We start from the raw sequence: 26,399 nt of genomic DNA, 5'->3' as shown, positions 1-26,399 counted from the left end.
GTCTCAGCCCGGAGCGGCCAGCGCCTTCTCGATCTCGGGCAAAAGCAGCGTCTGTGCCGAGCCTGGCGTCAGCGGGCCGACATGCTTGTAGGCGATCTTGCCGTCCTTGCCGACGACGAAGGTTTCCGGCACGCCGTAGACGCCCCAGTCGATTGCCGCGCGCCCCGCCGCGTCGACGCCGATCGCCTGGAACGGGTTGCCGAGATTGCCGAGGAACCGGCGGGCGTTTTCCGGCTGGTCTTTGTAGTTGAGCGCGGCGATGACGAAGCGCTTGTCCTGCGACAGCGCCAGCAGCACCGGATGCTCGTCGCGGCACGGCCCGCACCACGACGCGAAGACGTTGACCAGCGTAACCTTGCCGGCGAACTGCCTGGAGTCGAGCCCGGGCAAATTCATGCCCTCCAGCGCCGGCAGGTTGGTCGGCGGCGCGGGCAGGCCGATCAGCGCCGATGGCACTTCCGAAGTGTCGCGGCCGGACAGCAGCTGCGTCAGGAACAGTCCCGCCAGCCCGAGGAAAATCAGCAGCGGCAAAAGCACGATCAGGCGCCGCGCGCGCGCCGGCGTTTCCGCTTGCATGCTCATGATTTCCCCGCCTTGTCGGAGCGCCGCCGCACGCCGGACGCTTCCAACTCGGCGAGGTCCCTCTTGCGCGCACGCTGGTCGAACAGGATCCAGCCGATCAGCCCGGCCAGAACCACGGCCGTGATGGCATAGGCAGCGGTCACATAAAGGGCGTGTACGCTCATTTCTCGATCCAAGGCTTCTTGCAGCGATGTTCATAGCCGCACTGGCTATTCGTCGCAATGAACGGCGTCTGCGGCGGATTTGCGGTCTCTCGGAATCGGAAGTTCATCTATAGCGACTGGAGCAGACCGGATATTTTGATGATACGCATGAACTGGCATGTCATGGACAGCCTGACAGCTCCTTCGCAGGTGAGCAGAATTTTGCCCGCGTGGTCCCACATTCTGACTGCGCTCCCGTCATGACTCTGGAATTTCCGAACGCTGCTCGACTCGACACCTTCGAACGCGAGTTCAAAATACACCGCGTTGAACGGTCCCCATTTGACGGGAGGCCGGTAGGGGAGACGGGTCGATATAAAATGCAGGTGCAGGCTAGGCCCGTCGCGACTGATTTCGGCCTTGGTGACCTCGACAGAAGACAGGTCCGGCTAGTTGCCGTAGATGGTCTGGAGAAAGATCGGATTTTCTATGCGTAGCAGCCACATCAGTCCGCCCCATGACGCAGCGCCAACGCTGCCGCAACCGGCCCCAGCACGGCAAGAAACAAGGTCAGCGCGGCGAGGATGAGGAAAGGCTGCAGAAACGGATCGGGGTTCGCCACCGCGCCATAGCTTGCCGACACGCCAAAGATCAGCACGGGAATGGTCAGCGGCAGCACCAGCACCGAGATCAGCAGCCCGCCGCGCGGCAGCGCCACCGCCACCGCCGCACCGGCAGCGCCGATGAAGGTGATCGCCGGCGTGCCGACCAGAAGGGTCAGCGCCGTGGCGCCGATGCCGATCGGCTCCATATTCATGAACAGGCCGAGCAAGGGTGCCGCGATGACCAGCGGCAGCACGCTTCCCGCCCAATGCGCCAGGCATTTCGTCAGCACGGTCAGCGCCAGCATCTGCCGGTCGTTGCCGAGCACCAGCAGATCGAGCGAGCCGTCTTCCCGGTCGGCCTGGAACAATCGGTCGAGACCGAGCAGGCAAGCGAGCAAGGCGCCGATCCACAGGATCGCCGGGCCGATGCGGGCGAGCAGATTGAGATCCGGTCCGACACCGAAGGGGATCGTCGCGATCACCGCGAGAAAGAAGATCACGCCGGTCAGCGCCCCGCCGCCGGCCCGGATACTCAGGCGGATATCGCGCAGGAAGAGGGCTAGCATGGTGTGAGACGCCCTTGCCCAGGACAGAGGGGGGCGCGAAGGAATGCCGACATTACCCAGTTTCCCCCATCACCAGCGCTTGTGCCCCCTCGAGCCCCAGTGGCAGATGCGTTGCCGCAATGATGATCCCGCCTTCTCCGCGATGCTGCGTCATCAATCGGGCGAATCGCTCTTCCGAAGCCTTGTCCAGCCCGGCCGTCGGTTCATCGAGCAGCCACAGCGGTCGCCGGCTGACCAGCAATTTTGCGATCGCCGCGCGGCGGCGTTGCCCGGTGGAGAGATAGCCGAACGGCAGATGGCCGATACCATCAAGCCCGACCATTTCCAGCGCCGCTTCAGCGCTCAAAAAATCCGCGCCCGAAAAACCGCGCCAGAAGCGCAGATTTTCAGTCACGCTCAGCGCCGTTTTCATCGCGTTCTGGTGACCGAGATAGTGGCAGGCCGAGGCCACCGAGGGGAAATCCTCGCCGCCACCTTCGATAAGCAAACGGCCTGCCGCCACCGGCAGCAGCCCGGCGACCACCCTGAGCAGTGTCGATTTCCCCGCGCCGTTCGGCCCGGTGACGATCAGCGCCTGGCCTTTCTCAAGGGCAAAGTTAATGCCGGAAAAAACCGCCTCGCCGCCGCGTTCGCCGCCCAGATTTTCGGCGATCAGCCGCATTCCTTGCCCGTCCCGAGAACACCGCGTCACGGCAGCTGCCGCATCGCACAAAATAGCCTTTCGACTGTCTAGAACTATTCCGGGAAATTCTCTATATCCGGGTCATCCGTGCCAGCGGTCGGCACGGGAAGCGAATTAGCGCCGAACCAGCGCACGCGCCGCCTTGAACGGCTCGGGTTGGCTGGGAACGGACAGCGGAAATGGCCGTACCCGCACCTTTGCGCGTGATTGCATGCCATCGGCGTCCGTTCCCTTTCAGGCTGAACAGACAAGGACGGATCGCACGTGTCAAAATCCCTCGATAGTTTCAATTGCCGCCGCACGCTGACCGCAGGCGGAACCGATTATGTTTATTACGACCTTGTCGAGGCCGAGAAGAACGGCCTCACCGGCATCGCCCAGTTGCCCTATTCGATGAAGGTGCTGCTGGAGAACCTGCTGCGTAACGAGGACGGCCGTTCCGTCACCAAGGAGAGCATCCAGGCGGTCGCCGGCTGGCTGACCGACAGGGGAACCGCCGGCGTCGAGATTGCCTATCGGCCGGCCCGTGTGCTGATGCAGGATTTCACCGGCGTTCCGGCCGTGGTCGACCTGGCCGCCATGCGCGATGCCATGGCCTCGCTCGGCGGCGACCCGCAAAAGATCAATCCGCTGGTGCCGGTCGACCTGGTCATCGACCACTCGGTCATCGTCGATGAGTTCGGCACGCCGCTGGCTTTCGCCCGCAATGTCGAGCTCGAGTACGAGCGCAACGAAGAACGCTACAAATTCCTGAAATGGGGCCAGCAGGCCTTCCGCAATTTCCGCGTCGTGCCGCCCGGCACCGGCATCTGCCATCAGGTCAATCTCGAATATCTCGGCCAGGTCGTGTGGACCAACACTGAAGGCGGCGAAACCACCGCCTATCCCGACACCTGCGTCGGCACCGATTCGCACACCACCATGATCAACGGCCTTGGCGTGCTCGGCTGGGGCGTCGGCGGCATCGAGGCAGAGGCCGCCATGCTCGGCCAGCCCGTCTCCATGCTGTTGCCCGAAGTTATCGGCTTCCGCCTCACCGGCAGACTGAGGGAAGGCGTCACCGCCACCGACCTCGTGCTCACCGTCACCCAGATGCTGCGCAAGAAGGGCGTCGTCGGCAAATTCGTCGAGTTCTTCGGTCCGGGTCTGTCCAACATGACGCTGGCCGACCGCGCTACTATCGGCAACATGGCGCCCGAATATGGCGCCACCTGCGGCTTCTTCCCGGTTGATGGCGAAACCATCCGCTACCTCACCATGTCCGGCCGCGAGGAAAACCGCATCGCGCTGGTCGAGGCATACGCCAAGGCGCAAGGCATGTGGCGCGATACCGGCTCGGCCGACCCGGTCTTCACCGACCTGCTCGAGCTCGATCTCGGCAGTGTCGTGCCGTCGATGGCCGGCCCCAAGCGTCCGGAAGGCCGCGTAGCACTTGAAGGCATTCCGGACGGCTTTGCCAAGGCGATGGAGACCGAATACAAGAAAGCCGCCGAAATCGACAAGCGCTATGCCGTCGAAGGCACCAACTATGATCTCGGCCATGGCGATGTCGTGATCGCCGCCATCACCTCCTGCACCAACACCTCGAACCCGAGCGTGCTGATCGGCGCCGGGCTTTTGGCGCGCAACGCAAACCGGCTCGGGCTCAAGCAGAAGCCATGGGTCAAGACATCGCTGGCGCCGGGCAGCCAGGTCGTCGCCGAATATCTGGAGAAATCCGGCCTGCAGAAGGAACTCGACCAAATCGGCTTCAACCTGGTCGGCTTCGGCTGCACCACCTGCATCGGCAATTCCGGCCCGTTGCCGGCGCCGATCTCCAAGACCATCAACGATAAAGGTTTGATTGCTGCCGCGGTGCTTTCCGGCAACCGCAATTTCGAAGGCCGCGTCTCGCCCGACGTGCAGGCGAACTACCTCGCTTCGCCGCCGCTGGTCGTCGCCCACGCGCTGGCCGGGACCGTGACCAAGGATCTGACCACCGAACCGCTCGGCGAGGACCGTGACGGCAATCCAGTCTACCTCCGGGACATCTGGCCGAGCTCGGTCGAGATCCAGGAGTTCATCGAGAAGAACGTGACGCGCGAACTGTTCGCCCGCAAATATGCCGACGTCTTCAAGGGCGACGAATACTGGCAGAACGTCAAGGCGCCGGAAGGCCAGACCTACGCCTGGGACGACCATTCGACCTATGTGCAGAACCCGCCTTATTTTGCCGGGATGACATCAGGCTTCGGGACAATCGGCGACATCAAGGGCGCCCGGGTGCTCGGCCTGTTCGGCGACAAGATCACCACCGACCATATCTCGCCGGCCGGCTCGATCAAGGCGGCCTCGCCGGCCGGCAAATACTTAACCGACCATGGCGTCGGCGTTGCCGACTTCAATCAATACGGCACACGGCGCGGCAATCACGAGGTGATGATGCGCGGCACCTTCGCCAACATCCGCATCCGCAACCACATGCTGGGCGAGAACGGCCGCGAGGGCGGCTACACCATCCACTATCCGTCGAAGGAAGAGAAATCGATCTACGACGCCGCAATGGAGTACAAGAAGGAAGGCGTGCCGCTGGTCATCTTCGCCGGTGTCGAATACGGCAACGGCTCGTCGCGCGACTGGGCGGCCAAGGGCACCAACCTCCTGGGTGTTCGCGCCGTCATCGCTCAGTCGTTCGAGCGCATCCACCGCTCGAACCTGGTCGGCATGGGCGTCATCCCCTTCGTCTTCGAGGAGGGCACCTCATGGGCGTCGCTCAATCTCAAGGGCGACGAACTGGTCGAGATCGACGGACTGAGCGCCATCAAGCCGCGCCAGAAGATGGTCGCGAAGATCACCTATGGCGACGGCAGGGTGAAGAACATTCCGATCATCTGCCGTATCGATACACTGGACGAGCTCGACTACTTCAAGAACGGCGGCATCCTGCAATATGTGCTGCGCGATCTGGCGGCATAGGAAATTAGGAGTAAGGGAGTAGGGAAGACACCTATTCCCCTATTCCCCTATTCCCCTATTCCCCTATTCCCCTATTCCCCTATTCCCCTATTCCCCTATTCCCCTATTCCCCTATTCCCCTATTCCCCTATACCTTTGGCGCCCCGAAGCGCGCCGCCGCCGCCAGCAGCACACCGAGCATCAGCCCGTTGAGGATGTGCCACAGGAAATGCGTCCCGAGCGGGAAGCTGCCGCAGACCAGCGGATCGATCATCCTGAAGATGACCGACACGACGAAGATCGCCGAGCCTGCCAGATTGTACCAGCCGGCGCGGTTGCCGCCCGCCGCCACTAAGACACCGAAGAAGGCCAGCGCCAGGAAGGGCGGCAGATAGCCGGTCGTGCCGTTCGATGCCTGGCGCAGCCAGTCCGGCACGGCCCAGGTCAATAACCCGGTGACGGCATAGAAGGCGACGAAGATGGCGATCGCTTTGCCCCACTTCATGCCGAGGAAACGGCGCAGGTTGAACAGCGTGTAGGCCAGCGTGAACCCGGCGATCGGCAGCACGTCGGCCCAGACCGTGCCATGGTTGGCAAAGGTGTGGAACAGCGCCGAGCCGACGCCGATCGCCACCACCCACCAGGCCAGCACTTCGGCGAAGATGCCGGTGCCACGCCGGCGCACCTCTCGGACACCCCACAGCCCGGCGACAAGAAAAGCCAGATTGGTCAGTGCGTTGACCGGCTCGGCCCAGAGCTCCGGCCCGACCCGCTCGCAGTACAGGTCGACTGGCGTCAGGAGAGTTTGCCACATGCTGATTGTTGCCCGAATCTATGTCTACCCAGAAGTGTAGCCCGTCCTATTGCGCCCTTGCAGTTGGTTACAACGGTAAAATTTCACCGCAACGTGACTTCCCGTTGACTGCCGCTTCTGCCACATATTTCGCCAATCAGAATAAAGCCGGCCATCACCGGCGGGAGTCGAAACGGCTATGACATCTCGAAGACCATTGCGGCTTGCGGCATTGGCGCTGGCCCTCTCGGTGTTTGCCGGCGCTGGACTTGCCGGCAATGCGATCGCCGGCGAGGCTGACAAACCCCAGGCTGACAAAGCCTCGACTGACCAACCCTTGGGCGTGGTCGAGCTCTTCACCAGCCAGGGCTGCAATTCCTGCCTGCCCGCCGATGAATTCTTCGCCGAGCTTGCCGCCAAGGAGAACATCGTCGCGCTCGCCTATCATGTCGACTACTGGGATTATCTCGGTTGGAAGGACACGCTGAGCCGCAAGGAGAACACCGAGCGGCAATATGAGTATATGCGCGCCTTCGGCAGCCGCTCGGTCTATACGCCGCAGGCCGTCATCAATGGCCGCAGCCATGTCAGCGGCGCCAACCGCAAGGAAGTCGACGGCGCGCTCGCCCGCATGGAAAGATCGGGCGAAGGCATGCGGGTCAGCGTCAAGGTCAGCCGGACCAATGACCGCGTCACAATCGACGCCGGCGATGCCGGGACCGGCCCCAGCGATGCCCATGTCGTCATCGTTTATTTCGACCCGCCGCAGACGATCAAGATCGGCAAAGGCGAAAACACTGGCCGCAGCATGACTTATTGGAACGCCGTCTCCGGCATCCAGACCGCCGGTATGTGGCACGGCAAGGCGCAGCGCTACGAATTGCCGATGAGCGTGATTTCCAAGAAAGGGGGCTGCGCCGTGCTGCTGCAATCGGTGGGCAAGGACGGCCTGCCGGGTCCCATTCTGGGCGCCGCCTTAATCCACAAGCCCGCGCATTCTCGCCCTTAGCATTTTGCAGCCAAACGTCTTCGTTTGCGTCCGACAAAATGCGTCAAATAATAAAGAGAGCGCGGTTTTGGTTGGACCAAACGCAAGCGCTCTAGCCGTCCACTTCTATCCAGGCATAAAAAACCGGCGTCAGCTTGCTTCTGACGCCGGTCTATTAGGTTTTGGGATCGTCGCACCCGATTTTTCTCAGGGAAAAACCGAGGTTGGTTCGATCCGACGCAGACCCGTGGGCGGGGGGCTTGGGGTTTACGAGCCAGTGCCGGACCGAACCGTCTCAGGCAACACCCGTAAATTCGTCGGACATTGGGGCATGAGCGCGGATAAAAGATGGCAGGATTGTGGCGAAGCATCACCAATTCCAACGGGCGTTTTTATAAACGTGACTGGACACTGCGGAAACGGTTGCGCCGCCGCCTTTGTCCGGCTGGGCTTGCAATTCCACGGCGAAAGCGCCAACTTTGGTTGGTGTAAGATTCATTCGAAGGGATCGAGGCATGACTGATCACGGCAGCGGGACGGAGGATGGGGACGCATCCGCAATACTAATCCCGCTGCATGAGGCAAGACGCGAACGCCTCGAGCCGGTGCGGTTCGACCGGCGTGAATTGGACCAGATCCTGAGGCTTTACGGGCGCATGGTCGCCGCCAATGAATGGCGTGACTACGCCATCGACCATCTCACCGACCGCGCCGTCTTTTCCGTGTTCCGTCGCACCAGCGAGATACCGCTGTTCCAGATCGTCAAGGATCCGAAGCTGGCGCGCCGGCAAGGCGCGTTCGCCGTCATTGCCGCCGGCGGCCGCATCCTCAAGCGCGGCCAGGAACTTGGCCGCGTGCTTGGCGTCTTCGACCGCACGCTGAAGCTGGTCGAGGCCTAACTACTTATTTTGCTGGCGGAATGTCTGTTCCGGCAACGATTTGGGATCGGGCGGAACCAGAGCTCCATCATTGATCGGCAGTTGCATGAACACCGTGTCCAGCCAGCGTCCGTGCTTGTAGCCGGAGCCTTCTAGGCGGCCCGAATGGCGGAAGCCGAGCTTTTCATGCAGCCGCACCGAGGCACTGTCCGGCCGACCGTCGCCGATCACCGCGATGATCTGGCGGAAGCCCGCTGCCTCGGCCGCCTCGATCAGCCCTTGCATGAGCTTGAACCCGATGCCATGGCCCTTGGCCTCCGGCGCGAGATAGACAGAATCCTCGACGACGAAGCGATACGCAGGGCGTGGTCGGAAGGCGCCAGCATAGGCATAGCCGAGCACAATGCCGTCTTTTTCCGCCACCAGATAGGGAAAGCCCCCCGCCATCAAACTCTCGAAGCGCTGGCCCATTTCGGCGCGGCTCGGCGGCTCCAGCTCGTAGCTCGCCGTCCCATGGGTCACCGCGTCGGCATAGATATGGGTGATCCGGTCGAGGTCCGCCGGCGTAGCCGCCCGTATGGTGATGCTGGTCATAATTTATGCACGTCTATCATCTGCCCGCCATTTTCATCAAAGACCGGGGCAAAAGAAAAGGGCGGCCGTGGGGCCGCCCTTATCAAACTCGCTGTTCCAGTCAGACTATGATTCCCCGGTTTTCGGAAGATCATGGTTCAAAACAAAAGCCTGTTATCGGCGGTCGCCCATGAACTGCAGCAGGAACATGAACAGGTTGATAAAGTCGAGATAGAGCGTCAGAGCGCCCATGATCGCCTTGCGGCCGGCAACGTCGGTGGCGTCGCCCTCGAAATACATCTCCTTGATCTTCTGCGTGTCATAGGCGGTGAGGCCCGAAAAGATCAGCACGCCGAGCGCCGAAACGGCGAAGGACAGTGCCGACGACTGCAGGAAGATGTTGATCACCATCGCGATGATCAGGCCGAACACGCCCATCACCAGGAACGAGCCGAACGCGGTCAGATCGCGCTTGGTCGTGTAGCCGTAAAGCGACAGCGCGCCGAAAGCCGCTGCGGTGGCGAAGAAGGTCTGCGAAATGCTGGCCGTCGTGTAGACCAAGAAGATCGACGACAGCGACAGGCCGACCAGGCCGGCATAGACCCAGAACGTCGTCTGCGCGGCAGAAACGCTCATCGACTGGACGCGGAACGACAGGAACAGCACGGCGGCGAGCGGGGCAAAGATCACCAGCCATTTCAGCGGCGAGCCGAAGATCGCGTAGCCGAAGGAGGTCAGCATGTCGCCGTTCGGCAGGGTGGCGACCGCCGAAGCCGGATCGGTGGTGGTGGCCAGCATGATCGTTCCGACCGCGGCGAGGCCGGTGATGAGGAGGCCAAGCCCCATCAGATTGTAGACCTTGACCATATAGGCGCGCAGGCCCTGGTCGATAGCAGCATCGACGCCGGCGCCGGGCACGGCACGCGTCTGATAATTGCGAACGGGTTCAGCCATTGAAATCCTCATATTGCTTCTGCCCCGTCCGGTGTCCGGTCCATTTGGACCGCGGCGCCGCTGGCGGGGCTCCAGCATGCCTGCTGCGAAATATGATGGTTATTGGCGTCAAGAACAAGACCGTAACCGAACGTAATGCTTCGTGAAGACCCGAAAATCTGCATTTATCGGCCTTCCGAAGCCAACATTAACAAGATTTAACCGAATCCTGGTCGCGTTGAGCCTGTATATGCTTGCAGATCAGAGATTGCGCAGCACCGGCGCCGCCTTGTGGCCCAGCACTCGCCAAGTGCCGGCGAGGCCGATCCCGACCGTTACCACCAGCGCAAAGACGATGGTCGCCACCGCCACATCAGGCATGAAATGCGACGGCAGCGTCATGACGCGCGCGACAACGAACCACGCCGCAATCCCGCCTGCCGCCAGAGCGAAGATCGCGGTGGCGAGGCCGATCAGCATGTATTCCAGCGAAAAGGCCGCGATCAGCGTCTTCCTGGTGGCGCCCAGCGTCTTCAGCACCACCGCATCGTGGATGCGGGCGCGGTTGCCGGCGGCCAGCGCGCCGGCCAGCACCAGCACCGAGGCGATCAGCGCCACGCCGGCCGCGGCCCTGATCGCGGTGCCGAGTTGCGCCACCAGCCGGTTGACTATGTCGAGCGCGTCCTTGACCCTGACTGTCGTCACCGCGGGAAAAGCACGGGTGACCGCGTTGAGAAGACGGGCATCGTCGGCCGGCGACGCGCCCTTTTCGGTCAGCGTCGCCAGCCAGCTATGCGGCGCGCCGGCAAATGTGCTGGGCGAGAACACCATGACGAAGTTGATGCCCATCGTCTCCCACTCGACCTGGCGGAAATTGGCGATCTTCGCCGTCACGTTGCGGCCAAGCACGTTGACGGTGATGGTGTCGCCGAGTTTCAGCCCGATCTCTTTGCCTTCCTCGGCCGAAAACGACACCAGCGGCTCGCCGGCATAATTGTCCGGCCACCATGTGCCTTCGGTCAGCGTCGCATTCGCGGGAATGCTGGCCTCGTAGGTCAGCCCGCGATCGCCGCGCAGCACCCAGGCTCCTTCCGCCGGAACTTTGACCTTGTCGACGTCGACGCCGTTCAGCGCCATCACCCGGCCGCGCAGCATCGGCACCTTGACCAGCGTGCCCTGCGGCGCTTGCCTGCTGACCAGCGCAGAGAACGCATCGACATCGCTGCTCTGGATATCGACGAAGAAGAAGTTCGGCGCCCGTTCCGGCAGGCTGCCGGAAATCTGCCCCCTGAGATTGCCGTCGATCAGCGCCAGCGTCACCAGAAGCGTCAATCCCAGTCCCAGCGACAGCACCACTGACGGCGTCAAGGCACCTGGCCGATGGATGTTGCCGACGGCGAGCCTAAGCGCCGTCGAGCCAACGCGCGGGCTTCTTTTGGCGGCCCACTGCACCAGCGCGCCGACGACGCGCAGCACCAGGAAAGCGAAAATGGTGGCGCCGACGAAGATCGAGGCGATATAGCGGTCGCCGGAAAACAGAATGGCTAGCGCCGCCAGGAGCAGCGCGATGCCGAGCGCCGCCGCCGTGTAGAGCGGGCGCGGAAAACCGCGGCCCTCAAAACCCATTTCGCGAAACAACGCCGTCGCCGGCACGTCGCGCGCACGGCCGAGCGGCAGCAACGCGAAAGCCAGCGTCACCAGCAGCCCGAACAGCGCCGCCATGCCGAGCGCGCCGGGATAGAACCCACCTTCCGCCGGCACCGGAATAACCGACTGGAGGACCGCGCTCGCCGCAAACGGCATCAGCGCGCCAAGCACAACGCCGAGCGTGATGCCGAGCGCGGCGATCATCAGGATCTGCACGAGGTAGACGGCAAAGACGAAACCGCCCGAAGCCCCCAGGCTCTTGAAGGTGGCGATGACGCCGCGCTTGCCGTCGAGATAGGCGCGCACCGCATTGGCGACGCCAACGCCGCCGACCACCAGCGCGGTCAGCCCGACCAGCGTCAGGAACTGCGAAAACCGTTCGATGTTGGAAGACAACGCCGGTGCTGCGTTGCTGCGCGTGCGGATCGACCAGCCGGACTCGGGAAAATCCTCCGCCGCCTGATCCCGAATGGCTTTTATGCGAGCCTCTCCGGTGCCGCCGGGGAGGCGGACCTTGTAGGCGTTCTCGACCAGGCTGCCCGGCTGGATCAAACCGGAAGCGGCAAGCCCGTCCGTCGAGATCAACAGCCGCGGCGCAAAGCCGAAGCCGTCGGACACCGCGTCCGGCTCGTTGACGAGACTGGCGCGCAGTTCGAAGATGGCGCTGCCCAGCTTCAGCCGGTCGCCGATCGCAAGGTTCAGCCGCTCGAACAAAAGGTCGGGTGCGGCGGCGCCGAAAACACCGGATTTTTCGCCGAACAATTCCTGCTTCGAAAGCGCCGGCTCGGTCACCAGCGCCCCATAGAGCGGATAGGCTCCATCGACCGCCTTGGCCTCGACCAGCGCCTGGTCGGAACCGTCCTCGAGCCGCGCCATCGAGCGCATGTTGGCACTGTGCGAGACCGTGCCCAGCCCGTTAAGAAAGAAATGCTCGGCTTGCGTCGCGGCGCGCTGATTGAGCTGGAAACGAAGATCGCCGCCAAGCAGCGACTGGCCTTCATTGGCGACACCGGCGGTAATTGCCCGGGCCACCGAGTTGACGCCGCCGATCGCCGCGACACCCAGCGCAATGCAGGCAAGGAAGATTAGGAAGCCGGACAGCCCGCCGCGCATCTCGCGCAGCGAGAAGCGGAAGGCGAGCTTCAGCGTGCGCGACAGCGGCATCAGGCCGGCACCTTACCCGGCTTTAGAGCTGGTTCTGGCGCGTCCTCGATCCGGCCCGACCGCATCGATACCTGCCGGGAGCAGCGTGCGGCGAGCGCCGGATCATGAGTGACCAGCACCAGCGTCATGCCGCGCTCGGCCGCCTTGGCGAACAGAAGATCGGCGACCTGCCGCCCCGTTGTCTGGTCGAGATTGCCGGTCGGCTCGTCGGCGATCAGAATGCGCGGCGAAGGCGCCAGCGCCCGGGCGATCGCCACACGCTGCTGTTCGCCGCCGGACAATTCGCCGGGATAATGAGTGACGCGGTTGCTCAAGCCCACCGCCTCCAGCTCCCGCGCCGCCACCCCGAACGGATCGCTATGGCCGGCTAATTCCAGCGGTACTGCGACATTTTCGAGCGCCGTCATATTGGGGATGAGGTGGAAGGACTGGAAAACGATGCCAATATTTCGCCCCCGAAACGATGCGATCTGATCTTCACTCTTGCCGTTCAGCAATTCGCCCGCAATTCGTACCGTCCCCGAATCGACCCTTTCCAAACCGGCAAGGACCATCAGCAGCGTCGACTTTCCCGAGCCAGAAGGACCGACGATGCCGGTCGCCTCTTCGGCAGCCACGTCGAGGCTGACACCTTTCAGCACATGGACGGAAGACGCTCCTTCGCCGAGCGTCAGCGATACGTTTTTCAGCGCGATGACGGCTTCTGTCAAAATAAAATCGTCCTATATGGGAAGGGGGAAGGCTGGAATTCTGCCTGCCGCCACAAAATGTCCTTCGTCATATGGGGCCTGCCGCATGGCTTTCAAACACACACTTGCCGCAGCCTTGATCCTTTTCCTTGGAATTTGCGGCGCCCTTTCGTCGGCGCGCGCCGAGCCCCTGAAGATCGTCGGCTTCGGCGACAGCCTGATGGCGGGCTTTGGCCTTGGACCGGACGAAGGCTTCACCCAGAAACTTGAGGCAGCACTTCGCGCCAAGGGCCACGATGCGACCGTGACCAATGCCGGTGTCTCCGGCGATACGTCGAGTGGCGGCCTGTCGCGGCTCGACTGGTCGGTGCCGGACGGCACGCAGCTGGTCATCCTCGAACTCGGTGCCAACGACATGCTGCGCGGCGTTTCTCCCGCCATCACGCAAAAGAATCTGGACGCCATGCTGGCGAAGCTGAAGCAGCGCAAGATCGCCGTGCTGCTGGCCGGCATGCGCGCCGCACCCAATCTCGGCGCCGACTACCAGAGCGGCTTTGACGCGATCTTTCCGAAACTGGCGGAAAAATACGGCGTCCCGCTTTATCCGTTCTTCCTCGAGGGCGTCGCCGGCGACGCCACTTTTCAGCTCGAGGACGGCCTGCACCCGAATGCCAAGGGCATCGACCGCATGGTCGAGCGCATACTGCCGGAGGTCGAAAAAGCCATTGCCGTAGTTAAGGGCAACTCTTGAAGGACTGAATTGCGATGAGGGTCCGAATTCTCCTGCGATTTAGGCCAGTGCGATCAACAATCCGCTTGCCCCGCTTGATTTTCGATGATTCGCTAGGACAAGAGTTCGATTCGAGGACAGGAGGCTTACCATGCCGCGTCTTTTCACCGCCCTCGAAATACCGCGTGACGCCGCCCTTTCGCTGTCCCTGCTCCGGGGCGGCCTGCCCGGGGCCCGCTGGATCGACGTCGAGAACTACCATTTGACGCTGCGCTTCATCGGCGATGTCGAGGGCCATGTCGCCGACGAGATCGCCAACGCGCTCGACCGAATCCACCGCCCATCCTTCCCACTGACACTGTCCGGCGTCGGCGCCTTCGGCCAAAAGAAACCCCATGCGGTATGGGCCGGCGTTTCCGCCTCGCCCGATCTTTCGGCACTGCAAGCCGAAATCGAGCGCATCTGCCAGCGCCTCGGCATCCCCGCCGATCCGCGCAAGTTCATGCCGCATGTGACCTTGGCGCGCTTACGCAATTCGAGCCCGCTCGACGTCGCCCAATATCTTTCGGCACGCGGCAATTTTTCGACGCTGCCCTTCCGTGTCGGCCGCTTCGTCCTGATGTCGTCGCGCGATTCGGTCGGCGGCGGACCCTATATCGTCGAGGAGGCCTGGCCGCTGTCGGGCGCCGACAGCCGTGCCTCCAGCCGCGTCGCCAGCGCCTCCGACGCTTCGCGGATCATGCGGTAGACCGAGGCAAACGCCTCCGGCCCCTCGTGATAGGGGTCCGGCACGTCGCTCACCGTTCCCTCCGCGAACTCCAGGAACAGATGGACCCGGTCGCGCATGGCGGCAGGCACCAGCGCTTTCAAATCCCGGAGATTCGATCGGTCCATCGCGAGAATCAGGTCGAAACGCGAGAAGTCGTCCGGCGTCAGCTTGCGCGCCCGCTGTCTGGAAATATCGATGCCGTGCCGCTCTGCGATCGACATCGAGCGCGGGTCGGGTGCCGAGCCGGCTTCCCAGTCGCTGGTTCCGGCCGAATCAAGCAGGATATACCGATCGAGACCTCGCTCCGCCAGGACGGCGCGCAACACGCCCTCCGCCAACGGTGAGCGGCAGATATTGCCGAGACAGACGAAAAGAATGGATTCTATCGGCTTTGCGCTCATCGATCCGGCACTATGCTGAAGACTGCGAATCCAGATAGCACGGGAAACGACCATGACGAGAGAGAAACTGGGCAAGGAGGCGGTCGCCGAGGCGCTGGCCGGGCTCGACGGCTGGTCGCTGGCCAGGGACGGCGGTTCGATCGCGCGCAGCTTCACCTTCAGGAATTTTTCCGAAGCCTTCGCCTTCATGACCCGCGTCGCCCTGGCGGCGGAGAAGATGGACCATCACCCCGACTGGTAGAACGTCTACAAGACCGTGAGCGTGACGCTGAACACCCATGATGCCGGCGGCCTCACGGCGCTAGATTTCGAACTGGCCAGGACGATGGATCGCTATTTCGACGGCTGAGCCAATGCACCAAAGCCTGCCCCGGGGCTCGACCCGAGTTGCGCAGCTAATGACATGCATGAAAGACAGCATCTTGCAGCCCGGTTCTGGTTTCACCACATTCCATTCGCGGTCGCGCGTGGAGCCAGGCGACGGCCGGCAAGGAGAGATTGATGGCGCAAAAATCCGGTTTTGATTTCTTCGGCTTTGGTGGCAAGGCGGGCGATGCGAGCGAAGTGCGCGAGAAATTCTGGCGCACGGCCAAGAGGGCTGCCCGGCAGATCCCGTTCATGGAAGAGCTGGTCGCCGCCTACTACTGCGCCATGGACAAGAACACGCCGCTGCGCGCCAAGGGCATCCTGGTGGCGGCGCTCGGGTATTTCGTGCTGCCGGCTGACGTCATCCCCGACTTCGTCTTCGGATTGGGCTTTACCGACGACATCGCGGTGCTGACCGCCGCGATCACCACCGTCAAAGCCCATATCACACCCGCGCATCGGCTCGCCGCCAAGCAGGCGATTGCCGACAACAGCTGAGCCGGCGATAAGGCAGAAAAGTCAAACTCTTGCCGCTTTCGTGGCATCCAAGTCGCGAAAGGGACATTGCAACTGCCGCTATTGGAGCGACGGGCGCAAGGATGGCGGCGGTTTCCTGGGTGGATCTCCTTTTCCTGAAGGGAAGTTCACCGTTTGGTAACCCAGATTAAATCAAAATGAAGCGACGGGCAGGACGCCGAGCCGGCCTGCTTCCGCACCATATATGGGAAAAGCGATGCGCGGATTGATTGCTACAATTTGGAGCCTGGTCCTGGTGGCCGTGACAGCGCCGGCTCTGGCGCAGTCCGCGACCAAGATCGGCCAGCACAATGCCTGGGGCACTTACAGCTACCAGGCGTCGGGCGGCAAGGTTTGCTACGTGTTGACCGTGCCGACCGACAAGCAGCCGCCGACGCTTGACCATGGCGACATGTTCTTCTTCGTCAGCCAGCGGCCGGGACAACAGGTGTCCTATGAACCGCAATTCATCGCCGGCTACAATTTCCAGGAAAACTCCAAGGCCACCGTCACCATCGACGGCAAGAGCTTTTCGATGTTCACCCGCGGCAAGTCGGCCTGGGTCGAGAATGCCGCCGAGGAGCCGGTGCTCATCGCCGCGATGAAGTCCGGCAGCGACATGAGGGTGCAGGCGAAATCCGGCCGCGGCAACACCACTACCTATGTTTTTTCGCTGAAAGGCATTTCGGCGGCGCTGTCGTCCATCGCCAGGTGCAAATAGCCATAGGCGAAGCAAAGTCTGAGTAAGGGCCGGGCGGCAAGCCCGGCTTTCTGCTCTTTAAAACGCCGTCGGCGGCCACATCGCGGCCGGCCTTGCGCCGCCGCCACCCATGACTCGGCCATCAACCTGTGCTATGCGCCGCGCTTCATTTCCAGCACGATGCTGTAATCGGCCGCAAATCGCTTATATTGGCGCAACAATGACCCTTTCATTCGACCTTACCACTGAGGGCGCCCGTGACGCGTTGCGCGCCCGCGCCACGCCGGCCGAAAAACCGTCGCTGATCGGCCTGACCCGGGCCGAGCTTGGCGCAGCCCTCGTTGCCTCAGGCATCGTGCCGGAGCGCCAGGCCAAAATGCGCGCCCAACAGCTCTGGCACTGGATGTATGTGCGCGGCGTCTCCGACTTTGCCAGCATGTTCAACATCTCCAAGGATTTGCGCGCCGAGCTCGACAAGCATTTCACCGTCGCCAGGCCCGAGATCGTCGAGGAGCAGATTTCCTCCGACGGGACGCGCAAATGGTTGTTTCGCTTTCCGCCGCGCGGCGCCGGCCGGCCGGTAGAAATCGAGACCGTCTACATTCCCGAAGAAGGCCGCGGCACGCTCTGCATCTCCTCGCAGGTCGGCTGCACGCTGACCTGCTCCTTCTGCCACACTGGCACGCAGAAGCTGGTGCGCAACCTGACGTCAGAGGAAATTCTCGCCCAGCTTTTGACCGCCCGCGACCGGCTCGGCGATTTCCCCGACCGCGACACGCCGGACGGCGCCATCGTGCCGGCCGAGGGTCGGAAGGTGTCCAACGTCGTCATGATGGGCATGGGCGAGCCGCTCTACAATTTCGACGCGGTGAAGAAGGCGCTGCTGATCGCGTCCGACGGCGACGGGCTTTCCCTATCGAAAAGACGCATCACGCTGTCGACCTCCGGCGTCGTGCCGGAAATCTCCCGCACCGGCGAGGAGATCGGCGTCATGCTGGCGATCTCGCTGCACGCCACCAACGACGATCTGCGCGACCTTTTGGTGCCGATCAACAAAAAATATCCGTTGAAAGAGCTGATCGCCGCCTGCCGCGCCTATCCCGGCCTGTCGAACGCCCGCCGCATCACTTTCGAATATGTGATGCTGAAGGACGTCAACGATTCGATCGAGGACGCCAAGGGGCTGATCAGGCTGCTCAAGGGCATTCCCGCCAAGATCAATCTGATCCCGTTCAACCCGTGGCCAGGCACCAACTACCAGTGCTCGGATTGGGAGACGATCGAGAAATTCGCGGACTACATCAACAATGCCGGCTATGCTTCGCCGATCCGCACGCCGCGCGGCCGCGACATCCTCGCCGCTTGCGGCCAGCTCAAGTCGGAGTCCGAGCGCATGCGCAAGGTCGACCGGCTGGCGTTGGAAGCGATGATGATCGCGGGGCACGGCGAGGCGTGAACCGCCTTGTCGCCTATCTCATTCGCTTCGCCGTCATCCTGATCGGCTATGTCGTCGCCGCGCTGGCGGCCAGCGCCTTCCTCAACATCATGTTTCTGGCGTCGCTGGGACTGATGACGGACGAGACGCAACCGGCGGCGCAGGCCTCGCTATGGTTTTCCGTTCCCTTCGTCGCGCTGTTCGTCGCCTATTTCGCCTTCATGCCGGCGGCCATCGCCATCCTCGTCTCCGAGATCTTCGGGCGGCGCGACTGGCTGTTCTACGCGCTGGCGGGTGCGGTGGTCGCTGCGGTTTTCCTCGGCTTCGCCTACCAGACCGCCGATGCCAATTTCGAGATCACCGATCCGCGCGTCGTCGCTGCCGTGGTCGGCTGCGGCATGGTCGGCGGCATTTTCTACTGGCTGAGCGCCGGGCGCTGGGCCGGAAGCTGGCGCGAAATCGGAAACCCTATTTCGCCTGGGCGGTCAGGATCTTGAGCGCGAAGGCCGAAAACACCCCGGCGAACAGATAGTCGACGCCGCGCGTCACCCGCGGGCTGGCCTTCATCGCCGTCGAGAATTTCTCTGCCGCAAAGACCATCGGCGCTGTTACCGGGATCGACAAAACGACGAACATCGCGCCGAGGAAGAACAGCTTTCCGGGCGCGTTCGGATCATGGGCGGAGACGAACTGCGGAAGGAAGGTCATGAAGAACAGGATGATCTTCGGGTTGAGTAGATTGACGCCGAGCCCTGCCGCCCAGGCGCGGAACAGAGAAATCTCAGGCCCGCTCTTCTTCTCCGGCGAAAAGGCCGAGCCCCTGGTGATCGCCTGCCAGGCTAAGAAGACGAGATAGCCGGCGCCGAAAATCTTGAGCGCAAGAAAGGCCCCCGGCGAGGCGACGATCAGCGCCGAGACGCCGACCACCACCAGCGTCGTGTGGATCAGCGTACCACACAGCGCGCCGGCCATCGAGGCAAAGCCGGCGGCGCGGCCCTGGCTCAGCGTGCGCGACACGAACAGCGTCATATCAGGCCCCGGCGTGATCGCCAGGATCACGGTGGCGATGGCGAACTGGATCAGCGTCGTGGTGTCGGGAATGAAGGACATGGGCGGGCCTTTGGAGGCGTAAGACGGCGAAGCCTATAGCGCAGGCAGGGTGCCTGCGCCAGCGACTGGCCCGCGCAATAGCTGATCCAGCGTGCCTGTCGCACCCTTCGTCCCTTGCACTAGCCGGAACCGGCGTGATACCTCGCCCGCCGAGAACTCCTGCCGCGGAACCGCCCAAATGTCAAAAGCAAAAGCCGTCAAGAAAGTCGTGCTCGCCTATTCCGGCGGCCTCGACACTTCCATCATCCTGAAATGGCTGCAGACCGAGCTCGGCGCCGAGGTGGTCACCTTCACCGCCGATCTCGGCCAGGGCGGCGAGCTGGAGCCGGCTCGGCGCAAAGCCGAGATGATGGGCATCAAGGACATCCGTATCATGGATGTCCGCGAGGAGTTCGTTTCCGACTTCGTGTTCCCGATGTTCCGCGCCAATGCCGTCTATGAAGGCACCTATTTGCTCGGTACCTCGATCGCGCGGCCGCTGATCTCCAGGCACCTCGTCGAGATCGCCAAAGAAACCGGCGCCGATGCGATCGCCCACGGCGCCACCGGCAAGGGCAACGACCAGGTCCGATTCGAGCTTTCGGCCTATGCGCTCAACCCCGACATCAAGGTCATCGCGCCATGGCGCGATTGGTCGTTCAAGTCGCGCACCGACCTGATCAACTTCGCCGAGCAGCACCAGATCCCGGTGCCGAAGGACAAGAGGGGCGACGCGCCGTTTTCGGTCGACGCCAACCTGCTACATTCGTCCTCCGAAGGCAAAGTGCTGGAAGATCCGTGGAGCGAGCCGCCGGAATTCGTCCATCAGCGCACCATCTCGCCGATGGACGCGCCGGACAAGGTCACCGAGATCGAAATCGAATTCCTGAAGGGCGATCCGATCGCGCTCGATGGCAAGAAGCTGTCACCGGCGACGATGCTGGCGGCGCTCAACGATCTCGGCCGCGACAACGGCATCGGCCGGCTAGACCTTGTCGAGAACCGTTTCGTCGGCATGAAATCGCGCGGCGTCTACGAGACCCCTGGCGGCACCATCCTGATATCAGCCCACCGGGCGATCGAATCGATCACGCTCGACCGGGGTGCTGCCCACCTCAAGGACGAGTTCATGCCGCGCTATGCCGAGCTGATCTACAACGGCTTCTGGTTCGCGCCCGAGCGCCTGATGCTGCAGGCGATGATCGACAAGAGCCAGGAAGATGTCGAAGGCACGGTGCGGCTGAAGCTCTACAAGGGCAACGTCATCGTCACCGGCCGCAAGTCGAAGAAGACGCTCTATTCCGACGCGCTGGTCACCTTCGAGGACGATCGTGGCGCTTATGATCAGAAGGACGCCGAAGGCTTCATCCGCCTCAATGCGCTAAGGCTGCGGACGCTGGCGGCGCGTGGTCGAAAAAGCTAGCCGGTTCCTCTGCACAGAGGGACTTGGCTCTTTGACTGGGCCTGGAAAGAACTGTGGACCGCTGCCGATCGGCTTCCGGCCGCAAGTCTCCAACGCTCGCGATTAGCGTTAGGCCCACCACATCTTCGTCGTTCCACGGCGGAGCAAGGAGCGAAGCGACGCGGCGCAGACCCTGGGATGACGAAGGGAGGGGGTGTTTCGGCTAATCTCGAAAGTTTGCGATTTGCCACTGAAATTGGCCGCCGAAAAACTATCGACGTTCGCTGCCGGTCGGCTTCCAACTGCGTCGGCCCGATGCCTATCACGGTTTTTGCACTGTCGATCCGCACCGTCTGGCCCATGGCAGGACGACACTTCTTCAGCTCAACTCAACATTGCCCCAAGAATGTGCGAGGGAACCATGCGAAAACTGATCTCCACCGGCTCGCCCTTCGAGAAGACCGCCGGCTATTCGCGCGCCGTGGTACAGGGCGACTGGTGTTTCGTTTCCGGAACGACCGGCTATGACTATGCGACCATGTCGATGCCGGAGACGGTTGAGGCGCAGACGCGCAATTGCCTAGCGACGATCGCCAACGCGTTGCAGGACGGCGGTTTCGAAATGGCCGATGTGGTGCGGGCGCATTACTACATCACCGACGCGGCTTTCGTCGACATCGTCTTTCCGATCCTCGGCGAAGCCTTTGGCGACATCAGGCCGGCTGCGACGATGATCGTCTGCCAGCTCAACAAGCCGGAAATGAAGATCGAGATCGAAGTGACGGCGCTCAAGCGCACGGCCTGAGCGTGGCGGCGGTGCAGAAGCTTGCGCGATGTCGGCTGGACAGCGCCCCGCTGTCCGGCAAGATTGATGGAGCACGAGGATCGCCAAGATGCTCCGAACCAGAGCTTGCGCATAGCCCGCTTGGCGTTTAGCAAGACCGCGGCTCACGACAGCGCCGCGCGTCCTTTTGGACGCGCAAAGGACGCTGTAGAATTTTGGTTCTGCGCATGATCCTTTCCGAAATCGATTCCGATTTCGGGGTCATGCGCCACAGTTTAGGACGGTTCTGATGGCTTCGAAAAATCTTCTCCTGCTCGCCGGCGACGGCATCGGCCCCGAGGCGATGGCCGAGGTGAAGAAGCTGATCGTTGCCATGAACGACAAGCTCGGTAGCGGCTTCATCACCGATGAGGGGCTGGTCGGCGGCTGCGCTTATGACGCGCATGGCGCGGCGATTTCCGACGCCGACATGGCCAAGGCGATGGCTGCCGACGCGGTGCTGTTCGGCGCCGTCGGCGGGCCGAAATGGGACGCGGTGCCTTATGAAGTGCGCCCGGAAGCCGGACTGCTGCGGCTGCGCAAGGACATGGAACTGTTCGCCAATCTTAGACCCGCCATCTGCTATCCGGCGCTGGCGGCATCCTCCTCGCTCAAGCAGGATGTGGTCGAGGGTCTCGACATTCTGATCGTTCGCGAGCTCACCGGCGGCGTCTATTTCGGCGAGCCGAAGCAGATCATCGATCTCGGCAACGGCCAGAAGCGCGGCATCGACACACAGGTCTACGACACGTTCGAGATCGAGCGCATTTCGGGCGTCGCCTTCGAGCTCGCGCGGACACGCCGCAACCATGTGACCTCGATGGAAAAGCGCAATGTGATGAAAACAGGCGTATTGTGGAACGAGGTCGTCACGCAGACCCACAAGGCGCGCTATGCCGACGTCAAGCTCGATCACATGTTGGCCGATGCCGGCGGCATGCAGCTGGTGCGCTGGCCCAAGCAGTTCGACGTCATCGTGACCGACAATCTGTTCGGCGACATGCTGTCGGACATCGCCGCCATGCTGACCGGCTCGATCGGCATGCTGCCTTCGGCGTCGCTCGGCGCGCCGGATGCCAGAACGAAAAAGCGCAAGGCGCTCTTTGAGCCGGTGCACGGCTCGGCGCCCGATATCGCCGGCAAGGGCATCGCCAACCCGATCGCCATGATCGCCTCCTTCGCCATGTGCATGCGCTATTCCTTCGGCATGGTCGCCGAGGCCGATCGCCTGGAAAGCGCCATCGCCGCCGTGCTCGACCAGGGCTTGCGCACCAGGGATATCTTGTCCGACGGCATGACCGAAGTCGGCACCACTGAGATGGGCGATGCGATCATCGCCAAGTTCCTGGGCTGAACCCATGGCGGTCGACGTCCGCTGGGCGACGACCGGGATCCGGCGGCACTCGCGCTCATGAGATGGCGGTGCAATGTCGGCTGCCGCCGCTCGACGCCGACCGCGCTCTATCGGCTGCAAAAAATGGCTCGGCGACGAATGCCCGGCCTATCGGCATTTTGCGCTCGCTTTCGTTGAGGGCGATGTCTGCGGGGTGCCTCGGTCGCGATCGCGCATCCCGGCATTGGTCTTGAGCGGCTGCTGTTCCTCAAGGACCTGTTCGGGCGCGAGAATGCCCGCCAACGCGGGTGTCGGTCGGGCGTTGATCGGCTTTCTCGCCCGCCATTGCCTGTAGCGGTACACTGTGCCGCGCATTGCCTTCCCCTGAATCGCGGCCTATTAGTATCTACAGTTGTATGTAGTGGCAATATACACTTTTCGGCTAAATCCCGACGCCTGTCGGCACCGGACCCCATTGGTTTTCACGGGCCTGCGTCGGGATCAGCGCGAAGACCAGGATGATCAGCCAGCCGATGGTCGGGATGAACACCACCAGAAAAAGCCAGCCGGTCAAGCCGATGTCGTGCAGGCGACGCACGTTCAGTCCGATCCATGGCAGCGCTGTCGCCAGCAGGAAGATTCCGCAAAGGCCGACCGTCACCACCGGCAATTCGCTGCCATCGAGATTGCCCATGGTGTCGTCGATGAGAAGGCCGGCGCCGACGACCACGATCAGCGCGACCGTCCAGAACAGGCAAAAGCCCCAATATTCCTTGCGGCGGGCACGGCCGGCGAAATTGAAGTAATTTTCAGTCAGGCCCCGCCAGAAATAACCCCACAATCCGGTAGCCGCGGCGGGACCATTTCCAGCGGAACGGCCGAAATGTTGCGGCGCCCCGGGCGCATTGGCGGTTTGAGCCGGCGCGGCGGTTGCGGCGGCCGGCGGACTGGCGGTTTGGGCGCGGATCGAAAAAACGTCGCGTGCCCGTCCGCCAGCCGGCTGGAACTCGATGGCCGTGCCCCTGGCCATCGACGCTTCTCGACGCAGATCCTCGCGCGCGAACGTGTAGCGGTTGCCATCGGCTCCGGTGATGAAACCGAAGCCCTGGTCCTCGTCATAGTGAAGAACTTCGCCGCGCATGTCCTGCCCACCCCCATTCGCGTCTCGCCAGACTGTTCAAAGTTCCGGCAGATCGCAAGGGGTATGCGCGGAAATGGGGAAGCAATCGCTTCAGACAAAAGATAGCGCCCCACTCGTGTTGGGAGACGACCAACCGTCGAAGTCTGCGCCGCCCAGCGGCTTCTCCCCGTTTACGGGGAAGGTGCCGGCAGGCGGATGAGGGGCAGCGCAGACCTGAATCGAGCGAAAGACAGCCCCTTGCAGGCCATAACAAGCCAACGATGCCGGCACGTCGCTAAGCCGGCCGCTTCTTCGATTTCTTGTTCTTGGCGGGTCCGGTCTTTTCGAAGTTCGCCTTTGCTGACTTCCCCGCCCAGGGCTTTGCCTCGAACGCGGCAGCGCGCTGATCGGCTGACGGTGTGCGCTTCTCGAATTTGGGCGCATTCTGGTCGAACGTCCGCTTGCCGCGGTGAGGCTTCTTGTCGGGTCGCGGTTCCTGATAGCCGGCCCGCGACAGGTCGGGCGTGCCGTCCAGCCGCTTCATCGCGATGTTGTTCTGCAGCTTGCGGTCGGGGCCGATCGCCTGGAGAAACCGGTCAGCCCAATCCGCCGCGATCTGCACGAAGGTTTCCTCAGGCTGCATCTTGATGGCACCGATCTCGCGCTTGCTGATCCCGCCGGTCCGGCACAGCATCGGGATCAGCCAGCGCGGCTCGGCATTCTGCCGGCGTCCTACCGACAGAGAGAACCAGACGCTGTCGCCGAAATCGTCGCGGCGGCTGGGCGCCTCGTCCCGGCGCGCAAACTTGTCGCCCGACGGCGTGAACGGCGCGACGTCAAGAAGATCCTCGGGCGCCGAGCGGCTGGAGCGGCACAAGCGCACGAACGCGGCGGCCACCTGTTCGGGGCCGTGCTGCTCGAGAAGCGCATTGATGAAGCAGCGCTCCTCTTCCTTCACCGGTTCGCTGAAGACCGGGTCGGCGAGGATGCGCTCGTCGTCGCGGCGCAGCACGTCGTCGGCCGAAGGCGGGCTTGCCCATGTCGCCGCAAGGCCGGCACTTTGCAGCAGCCGTTCGGTGCGCCTGCGGGCACTGTTGGGCACGATCAGCGCGCTGACACCTTTGCGTCCCGCCCGTCCCGTCCGCCCGCTTCGGTGCAGCAGCGTCTCCGGATTGGTCGGCAGGTCGGCATGGATCACCAGTTCAAGGTTGGGCAGGTCGATGCCGCGTGCCGCCACGTCGGTGGCGATGCAGACCTTGGCGCGGCCGTCGCGCATCGCCTGCAGCGCGTGGCTGCGCTCGTTCTGACTCAACTCGCCCGAAAGCGCCACGACGGAAAAGTTGCGGTTGTTGAAGCGCGCGGTCAGGTGATTGACGGCGGCGCGCGTGTTGCAGAACACCAGTGCGTTCTTCGCCTCGTAATAGCGCAGCACGTTGATGATGGCGTTTTCCCGATCGGGCTGAGCTACGCTCAGCGCCCGGTATTCGATGTCGAGATGCTGCTTCTCCTCGCCGGAGGCCGAGATGCGCACCGCATCGCGCTGGTAGCCTTTGGCCAGCGCGGCAATGGCGCGCGGCACGGTAGCCGAAAACATCAGCGTGCGGCGCTCGGCAGGGGCGGCGTCGAGGATGAATTCGAGATCCTCACGAAAGCCGAGATCGAGCATCTCGTCGGCCTCGTCGAGCACCACTGCCTTCAGTTCAGACATGTCGAGCGAATTGCGGGTGATGTGGTCGCGCAGCCGGCCGGGCGTGCCGACAACGATATGGGCGCCGCGCTCCAGCACGCGCCGTTCGGTGCGCATGTCCATGCCACCGACGCAGGACGCTATCGCTGCGCCGGTCGGTTCGTAGAGCCATTCGAGCTCGCGCGTCACCTGCAAAGCGAGCTCCCGCGTAGGCGCGATGGCCAGCGCCAGCGGTGCTGCGGCATGGGAAAAGCGCTCCGCGCCGTCGAGAAGAGTCGGCGCCAGAGCCAGCCCGAAGGCAACGGTCTTGCCAGAGCCGGTCTGCGCCGAAACCAGCGCATCGGCCTGCCCGAGCTCGAGAACCGCCTTCTGCACCGGCGTCAGCTCGACATAGCCGCGTTTTTCCAGCGCCTTTGCAAGCGCGGGGACAATAGCTTCGAAATTGGACATATGCTTCTTTCGGAATTCGGATTCTTTTATGCCCCGCAATGGGTCATCCGTCGGCGAGCGCCAGAAGCGCCACGAGCCAAACGATCCAATCGTTCGTACTTCGCGCCGCCGCCATTGTACAGGGCAAGCCGCCTCGCCGCGTCGCGATTGACTCTTTGCGCAAACCGCGTAAAAGCCGGCACCGAACGGGATAGTTTCGATGCGCGGCCTTTTGATGGCGCTTCTTGCATTCGACCTCCCCGGCCGTAATGCGAACCATTGGGCCGGGCGTGTCGGCGCGTCTCCTCGTTCCAGCAAAACTACGGCTAAAACGACCACTAAAACGGTCTGATTCCCTTGGCCTAACCACCCCTCTCCCGGGTCCGGCCCGGGGGTTGAAACCCGCATAGGTCGGCGGGTTT

At 62.8% G+C, this 26,399-nt stretch carries 26 protein-coding genes and 1 pseudogene; 13 read left to right on the top strand and 14 right to left on the bottom strand.

What is annotated here, in order from left to right:
- Positions 1–3: 3 nt before the first annotated feature.
- The 5 genes from CIT31_RS20130 to ccmA form a co-directional block, all read right to left on the bottom strand.
- Positions 4–582 (bottom strand): DsbE family thiol:disulfide interchange protein, encoded by a 579-nt coding sequence (locus tag CIT31_RS20130; protein WP_095520065.1) that lies wholly within the window; start codon positions 580–582, stop codon positions 4–6.
- Positions 579–746, bottom strand: a complete 168-nt coding sequence (gene ccmD / locus CIT31_RS20125) for a heme exporter protein CcmD (RefSeq protein WP_029349414.1) — start codon at positions 744–746, stop codon at positions 579–581. The genes CIT31_RS20130 and ccmD overlap by 4 nt, the downstream gene beginning before the upstream one ends.
- A 107-nt stretch (positions 747–853) precedes the next feature.
- Positions 854–1,168 (bottom strand): Imm50 family immunity protein, encoded by a 315-nt coding sequence (locus CIT31_RS36105; protein ID WP_095520064.1) that lies wholly within the window; start codon positions 1,166–1,168, stop codon positions 854–856.
- Positions 1,169–1,230: 62 nt separating this feature from the next.
- Positions 1,231–1,896 (bottom strand): heme exporter protein CcmB, encoded by a 666-nt coding sequence (gene ccmB / locus CIT31_RS20115; RefSeq protein WP_095520063.1) that lies wholly within the window; start codon positions 1,894–1,896, stop codon positions 1,231–1,233.
- A gap of 52 nt (positions 1,897–1,948) precedes the next feature.
- Positions 1,949–2,557, bottom strand: coding sequence for a heme ABC exporter ATP-binding protein CcmA (ccmA, locus tag CIT31_RS20110; RefSeq protein ID WP_095520062.1), 609 nt, complete (start codon positions 2,555–2,557; stop codon positions 1,949–1,951).
- 285 nt (positions 2,558–2,842) lie between these two features.
- On the opposite strand from ccmA, the gene acnA reads away from it, so the two are divergent.
- Complete coding sequence (gene acnA / locus CIT31_RS20105; RefSeq protein WP_029349423.1) at positions 2,843–5,533, top strand: aconitate hydratase AcnA; 2,691 nt, start codon at positions 2,843–2,845, stop codon at positions 5,531–5,533.
- Positions 5,534–5,660: 127 nt separating this feature from the next.
- Here the strand turns inward: acnA and CIT31_RS20100 are convergent, their stop codons facing one another.
- Positions 5,661–6,326 (bottom strand): ceramidase domain-containing protein, encoded by a 666-nt coding sequence (locus CIT31_RS20100; RefSeq protein ID WP_095520061.1) that lies wholly within the window; start codon positions 6,324–6,326, stop codon positions 5,661–5,663.
- 178 nt (positions 6,327–6,504) lie between these two features.
- Between CIT31_RS20100 and CIT31_RS20095 the strand changes: the two genes are divergently transcribed.
- Together CIT31_RS20095 and CIT31_RS20090 are read left to right on the top strand one after the other, a co-directional pair.
- Positions 6,505–7,314: a DUF1223 domain-containing protein gene (locus tag CIT31_RS20095; RefSeq protein WP_095520060.1), complete on the top strand. Its 810-nt coding sequence runs from the start codon at positions 6,505–6,507 to the stop codon at positions 7,312–7,314.
- Positions 7,315–7,808: 494 nt separating this feature from the next.
- On the top strand, positions 7,809–8,192 hold the full coding sequence (locus tag CIT31_RS20090) for a DUF2794 domain-containing protein (RefSeq protein ID WP_095520059.1): 384 nt from the start codon (positions 7,809–7,811) through the stop codon (positions 8,190–8,192).
- Here CIT31_RS20090 and CIT31_RS20085 read toward each other — a convergent pair whose 3' ends face one another.
- The 4 genes from CIT31_RS20085 to CIT31_RS20070 all read right to left on the bottom strand — a co-directional run bounded on the left by CIT31_RS20085 (position 8,193) and on the right by CIT31_RS20070 (position 13,198).
- Positions 8,193–8,765 carry a GNAT family N-acetyltransferase gene (locus tag CIT31_RS20085; protein WP_095520058.1) on the bottom strand — a complete coding sequence of 191 codons (573 nt, stop codon included), beginning with the start codon at positions 8,763–8,765 and terminating at the stop codon, positions 8,193–8,195.
- Between the two features lie 153 nt (positions 8,766–8,918).
- On the bottom strand, positions 8,919–9,698 hold the full coding sequence (locus CIT31_RS20080; RefSeq protein WP_095520057.1) for a Bax inhibitor-1/YccA family protein: 780 nt from the start codon (positions 9,696–9,698) through the stop codon (positions 8,919–8,921).
- Between the two features lie 240 nt (positions 9,699–9,938).
- Positions 9,939–12,488: an ABC transporter permease gene (locus CIT31_RS20075; protein WP_095520056.1), complete on the bottom strand. Its 2,550-nt coding sequence runs from the start codon at positions 12,486–12,488 to the stop codon at positions 9,939–9,941.
- Complete coding sequence (locus CIT31_RS20070) at positions 12,488–13,198, bottom strand: ABC transporter ATP-binding protein (RefSeq protein ID WP_095520055.1); 711 nt, start codon at positions 13,196–13,198, stop codon at positions 12,488–12,490. The genes CIT31_RS20075 and CIT31_RS20070 overlap by 1 nt, the downstream gene beginning before the upstream one ends.
- A gap of 85 nt (positions 13,199–13,283) precedes the next feature.
- On the opposite strand from CIT31_RS20070, the gene CIT31_RS20065 reads away from it, so the two are divergent.
- Together CIT31_RS20065 and thpR are read left to right on the top strand one after the other, a co-directional pair.
- On the top strand, positions 13,284–13,928 hold the full coding sequence (locus CIT31_RS20065; protein WP_095520054.1) for an arylesterase: 645 nt from the start codon (positions 13,284–13,286) through the stop codon (positions 13,926–13,928).
- Positions 13,929–14,058: 130 nt separating this feature from the next.
- Positions 14,059–14,655 (top strand): RNA 2',3'-cyclic phosphodiesterase, encoded by a 597-nt coding sequence (gene thpR / locus CIT31_RS20060; RefSeq protein WP_095520053.1) that lies wholly within the window; start codon positions 14,059–14,061, stop codon positions 14,653–14,655.
- On the opposite strand, the gene CIT31_RS20055 is transcribed toward thpR, so the two are convergent.
- On the bottom strand, positions 14,559–15,077 hold the full coding sequence (locus CIT31_RS20055) for a low molecular weight protein-tyrosine-phosphatase (RefSeq protein WP_095520052.1): 519 nt from the start codon (positions 15,075–15,077) through the stop codon (positions 14,559–14,561). The genes thpR and CIT31_RS20055 overlap by 97 nt on opposite strands.
- A 52-nt stretch (positions 15,078–15,129) precedes the next feature.
- On the opposite strand from CIT31_RS20055, the pseudogene CIT31_RS20050 reads away from it, so the two are divergent.
- From CIT31_RS20050 to CIT31_RS20030, 5 genes and pseudogenes are all read left to right on the top strand, one after another.
- A pseudogene (locus CIT31_RS20050) lies at positions 15,130–15,426 on the top strand (4a-hydroxytetrahydrobiopterin dehydratase).
- 152 nt (positions 15,427–15,578) lie between these two features.
- Positions 15,579–15,941: a YkvA family protein gene (locus CIT31_RS20045; protein ID WP_095520051.1), complete on the top strand. Its 363-nt coding sequence runs from the start codon at positions 15,579–15,581 to the stop codon at positions 15,939–15,941.
- A gap of 235 nt (positions 15,942–16,176) precedes the next feature.
- On the top strand, positions 16,177–16,680 hold the full coding sequence (locus CIT31_RS20040; RefSeq protein WP_095520174.1) for an invasion associated locus B family protein: 504 nt from the start codon (positions 16,177–16,179) through the stop codon (positions 16,678–16,680).
- A gap of 199 nt (positions 16,681–16,879) precedes the next feature.
- Positions 16,880–18,115: a dual-specificity RNA methyltransferase RlmN gene (gene rlmN / locus CIT31_RS20035; protein ID WP_095520050.1), complete on the top strand. Its 1,236-nt coding sequence runs from the start codon at positions 16,880–16,882 to the stop codon at positions 18,113–18,115.
- A complete protein-coding gene (locus CIT31_RS20030) occupies positions 18,112–18,591 on the top strand; it encodes a hypothetical protein (protein WP_095520049.1) in 480 nt (159 codons plus the stop codon). The genes rlmN and CIT31_RS20030 overlap by 4 nt, the downstream gene beginning before the upstream one ends.
- Here CIT31_RS20030 and CIT31_RS20025 read toward each other — a convergent pair.
- Positions 18,563–19,204, bottom strand: coding sequence for a LysE family translocator (locus CIT31_RS20025; RefSeq protein ID WP_029349456.1), 642 nt, complete (start codon positions 19,202–19,204; stop codon positions 18,563–18,565). The two genes, CIT31_RS20030 and CIT31_RS20025, sit on opposite strands and share 29 nt — an antisense overlap.
- 178 nt (positions 19,205–19,382) lie before the next feature.
- Here CIT31_RS20025 and CIT31_RS20020 point away from each other — a divergent pair, with 178 nt between their 5' ends.
- The 3 genes from CIT31_RS20020 to leuB all read left to right on the top strand — a co-directional run bounded on the left by CIT31_RS20020 (position 19,383) and on the right by leuB (position 22,762).
- Positions 19,383–20,606, top strand: a complete 1,224-nt coding sequence (locus tag CIT31_RS20020; protein WP_095520048.1) for an argininosuccinate synthase — start codon at positions 19,383–19,385, stop codon at positions 20,604–20,606.
- A gap of 400 nt (positions 20,607–21,006) precedes the next feature.
- Positions 21,007–21,390 carry a RidA family protein gene (locus CIT31_RS20015; RefSeq protein ID WP_065007293.1) on the top strand — a complete coding sequence of 128 codons (384 nt, stop codon included), beginning with the start codon at positions 21,007–21,009 and terminating at the stop codon, positions 21,388–21,390.
- A gap of 268 nt (positions 21,391–21,658) precedes the next feature.
- The gene (gene leuB, locus CIT31_RS20010; protein ID WP_095520047.1) at positions 21,659–22,762 is read left to right on the top strand and encodes a 3-isopropylmalate dehydrogenase; all 1,104 of its coding nucleotides are present in this window, start codon (positions 21,659–21,661) and stop codon (positions 22,760–22,762) included.
- 421 nt (positions 22,763–23,183) lie between these two features.
- Here leuB and CIT31_RS20000 read toward each other — a convergent pair whose 3' ends face one another.
- Positions 23,184–23,882, bottom strand: coding sequence for a DUF805 domain-containing protein (locus CIT31_RS20000; protein WP_095520046.1), 699 nt, complete (start codon positions 23,880–23,882; stop codon positions 23,184–23,186).
- A gap of 274 nt (positions 23,883–24,156) precedes the next feature.
- A complete protein-coding gene (locus CIT31_RS19995; RefSeq protein WP_095520045.1) occupies positions 24,157–25,998 on the bottom strand; it encodes a DEAD/DEAH box helicase in 1,842 nt (613 codons plus the stop codon).
- Positions 25,999–26,399: the final 401 nt, after the last annotated feature.

It is taken from the genome of Mesorhizobium wenxiniae, assembly GCF_002284535.1.
In the GTDB taxonomy this organism is placed as follows: Bacteria; Pseudomonadota; Alphaproteobacteria; order Rhizobiales; family Rhizobiaceae; genus Mesorhizobium; species Mesorhizobium wenxiniae.
This window is presented reverse-complemented; position numbering and strand designations above follow the sequence as displayed.

Excerpts from the sequence above, each read along its gene's own strand:
- CIT31_RS20045 (WP_095520051.1), top strand. The coding sequence starts at position 15,579 with ATGGCGCAAAAATCCGGTTTTGATTTCTTCGGCTTTGGTGGCAAGGCG.
- CIT31_RS20085 (WP_095520058.1), bottom strand. The coding sequence starts at position 8,765 with ATGACCAGCATCACCATACGGGCGGCTACGCCGGCGGACCTCGACCGG.
- CIT31_RS20080 (WP_095520057.1), bottom strand. The coding sequence starts at position 9,698 with ATGGCTGAACCCGTTCGCAATTATCAGACGCGTGCCGTGCCCGGCGCC.
- CIT31_RS20095 (WP_095520060.1), top strand. The coding sequence starts at position 6,505 with ATGACATCTCGAAGACCATTGCGGCTTGCGGCATTGGCGCTGGCCCTC.
- CIT31_RS20065 (WP_095520054.1), top strand. The coding sequence starts at position 13,284 with ATGGCTTTCAAACACACACTTGCCGCAGCCTTGATCCTTTTCCTTGGA.
- CIT31_RS20000 (WP_095520046.1), bottom strand. The coding sequence starts at position 23,882 with ATGCGCGGCGAAGTTCTTCACTATGACGAGGACCAGGGCTTCGGTTTC.
- CIT31_RS20015 (WP_065007293.1), top strand. The coding sequence starts at position 21,007 with ATGCGAAAACTGATCTCCACCGGCTCGCCCTTCGAGAAGACCGCCGGC.
- CIT31_RS20020 (WP_095520048.1), top strand. The coding sequence starts at position 19,383 with ATGTCAAAAGCAAAAGCCGTCAAGAAAGTCGTGCTCGCCTATTCCGGC.
- ccmB (WP_095520063.1), bottom strand. The coding sequence starts at position 1,896 with ATGCTAGCCCTCTTCCTGCGCGATATCCGCCTGAGTATCCGGGCCGGC.
- ccmD (WP_029349414.1), bottom strand. The coding sequence starts at position 746 with ATGAGCGTACACGCCCTTTATGTGACCGCTGCCTATGCCATCACGGCC.
- CIT31_RS20055 (WP_095520052.1), bottom strand. The coding sequence starts at position 15,077 with ATGAGCGCAAAGCCGATAGAATCCATTCTTTTCGTCTGTCTCGGCAAT.
- CIT31_RS20130 (WP_095520065.1), bottom strand. The coding sequence starts at position 582 with ATGAGCATGCAAGCGGAAACGCCGGCGCGCGCGCGGCGCCTGATCGTG.
- CIT31_RS19995 (WP_095520045.1), bottom strand. The coding sequence starts at position 25,998 with ATGTCCAATTTCGAAGCTATTGTCCCCGCGCTTGCAAAGGCGCTGGAA.
- CIT31_RS20025 (WP_029349456.1), bottom strand. The coding sequence starts at position 19,204 with ATGTCCTTCATTCCCGACACCACGACGCTGATCCAGTTCGCCATCGCC.
- leuB (WP_095520047.1), top strand. The coding sequence starts at position 21,659 with ATGGCTTCGAAAAATCTTCTCCTGCTCGCCGGCGACGGCATCGGCCCC.
- rlmN (WP_095520050.1), top strand. The coding sequence starts at position 16,880 with ATGACCCTTTCATTCGACCTTACCACTGAGGGCGCCCGTGACGCGTTG.
- CIT31_RS20100 (WP_095520061.1), bottom strand. The coding sequence starts at position 6,326 with ATGTGGCAAACTCTCCTGACGCCAGTCGACCTGTACTGCGAGCGGGTC.
- CIT31_RS20040 (WP_095520174.1), top strand. The coding sequence starts at position 16,177 with ATGCGCGGATTGATTGCTACAATTTGGAGCCTGGTCCTGGTGGCCGTG.
- thpR (WP_095520053.1), top strand. The coding sequence starts at position 14,059 with ATGCCGCGTCTTTTCACCGCCCTCGAAATACCGCGTGACGCCGCCCTT.
- CIT31_RS20075 (WP_095520056.1), bottom strand. The coding sequence starts at position 12,488 with ATGCCGCTGTCGCGCACGCTGAAGCTCGCCTTCCGCTTCTCGCTGCGC.
- ccmA (WP_095520062.1), bottom strand. The coding sequence starts at position 2,557 with ATGCGGCTGATCGCCGAAAATCTGGGCGGCGAACGCGGCGGCGAGGCG.
- CIT31_RS20090 (WP_095520059.1), top strand. The coding sequence starts at position 7,809 with ATGACTGATCACGGCAGCGGGACGGAGGATGGGGACGCATCCGCAATA.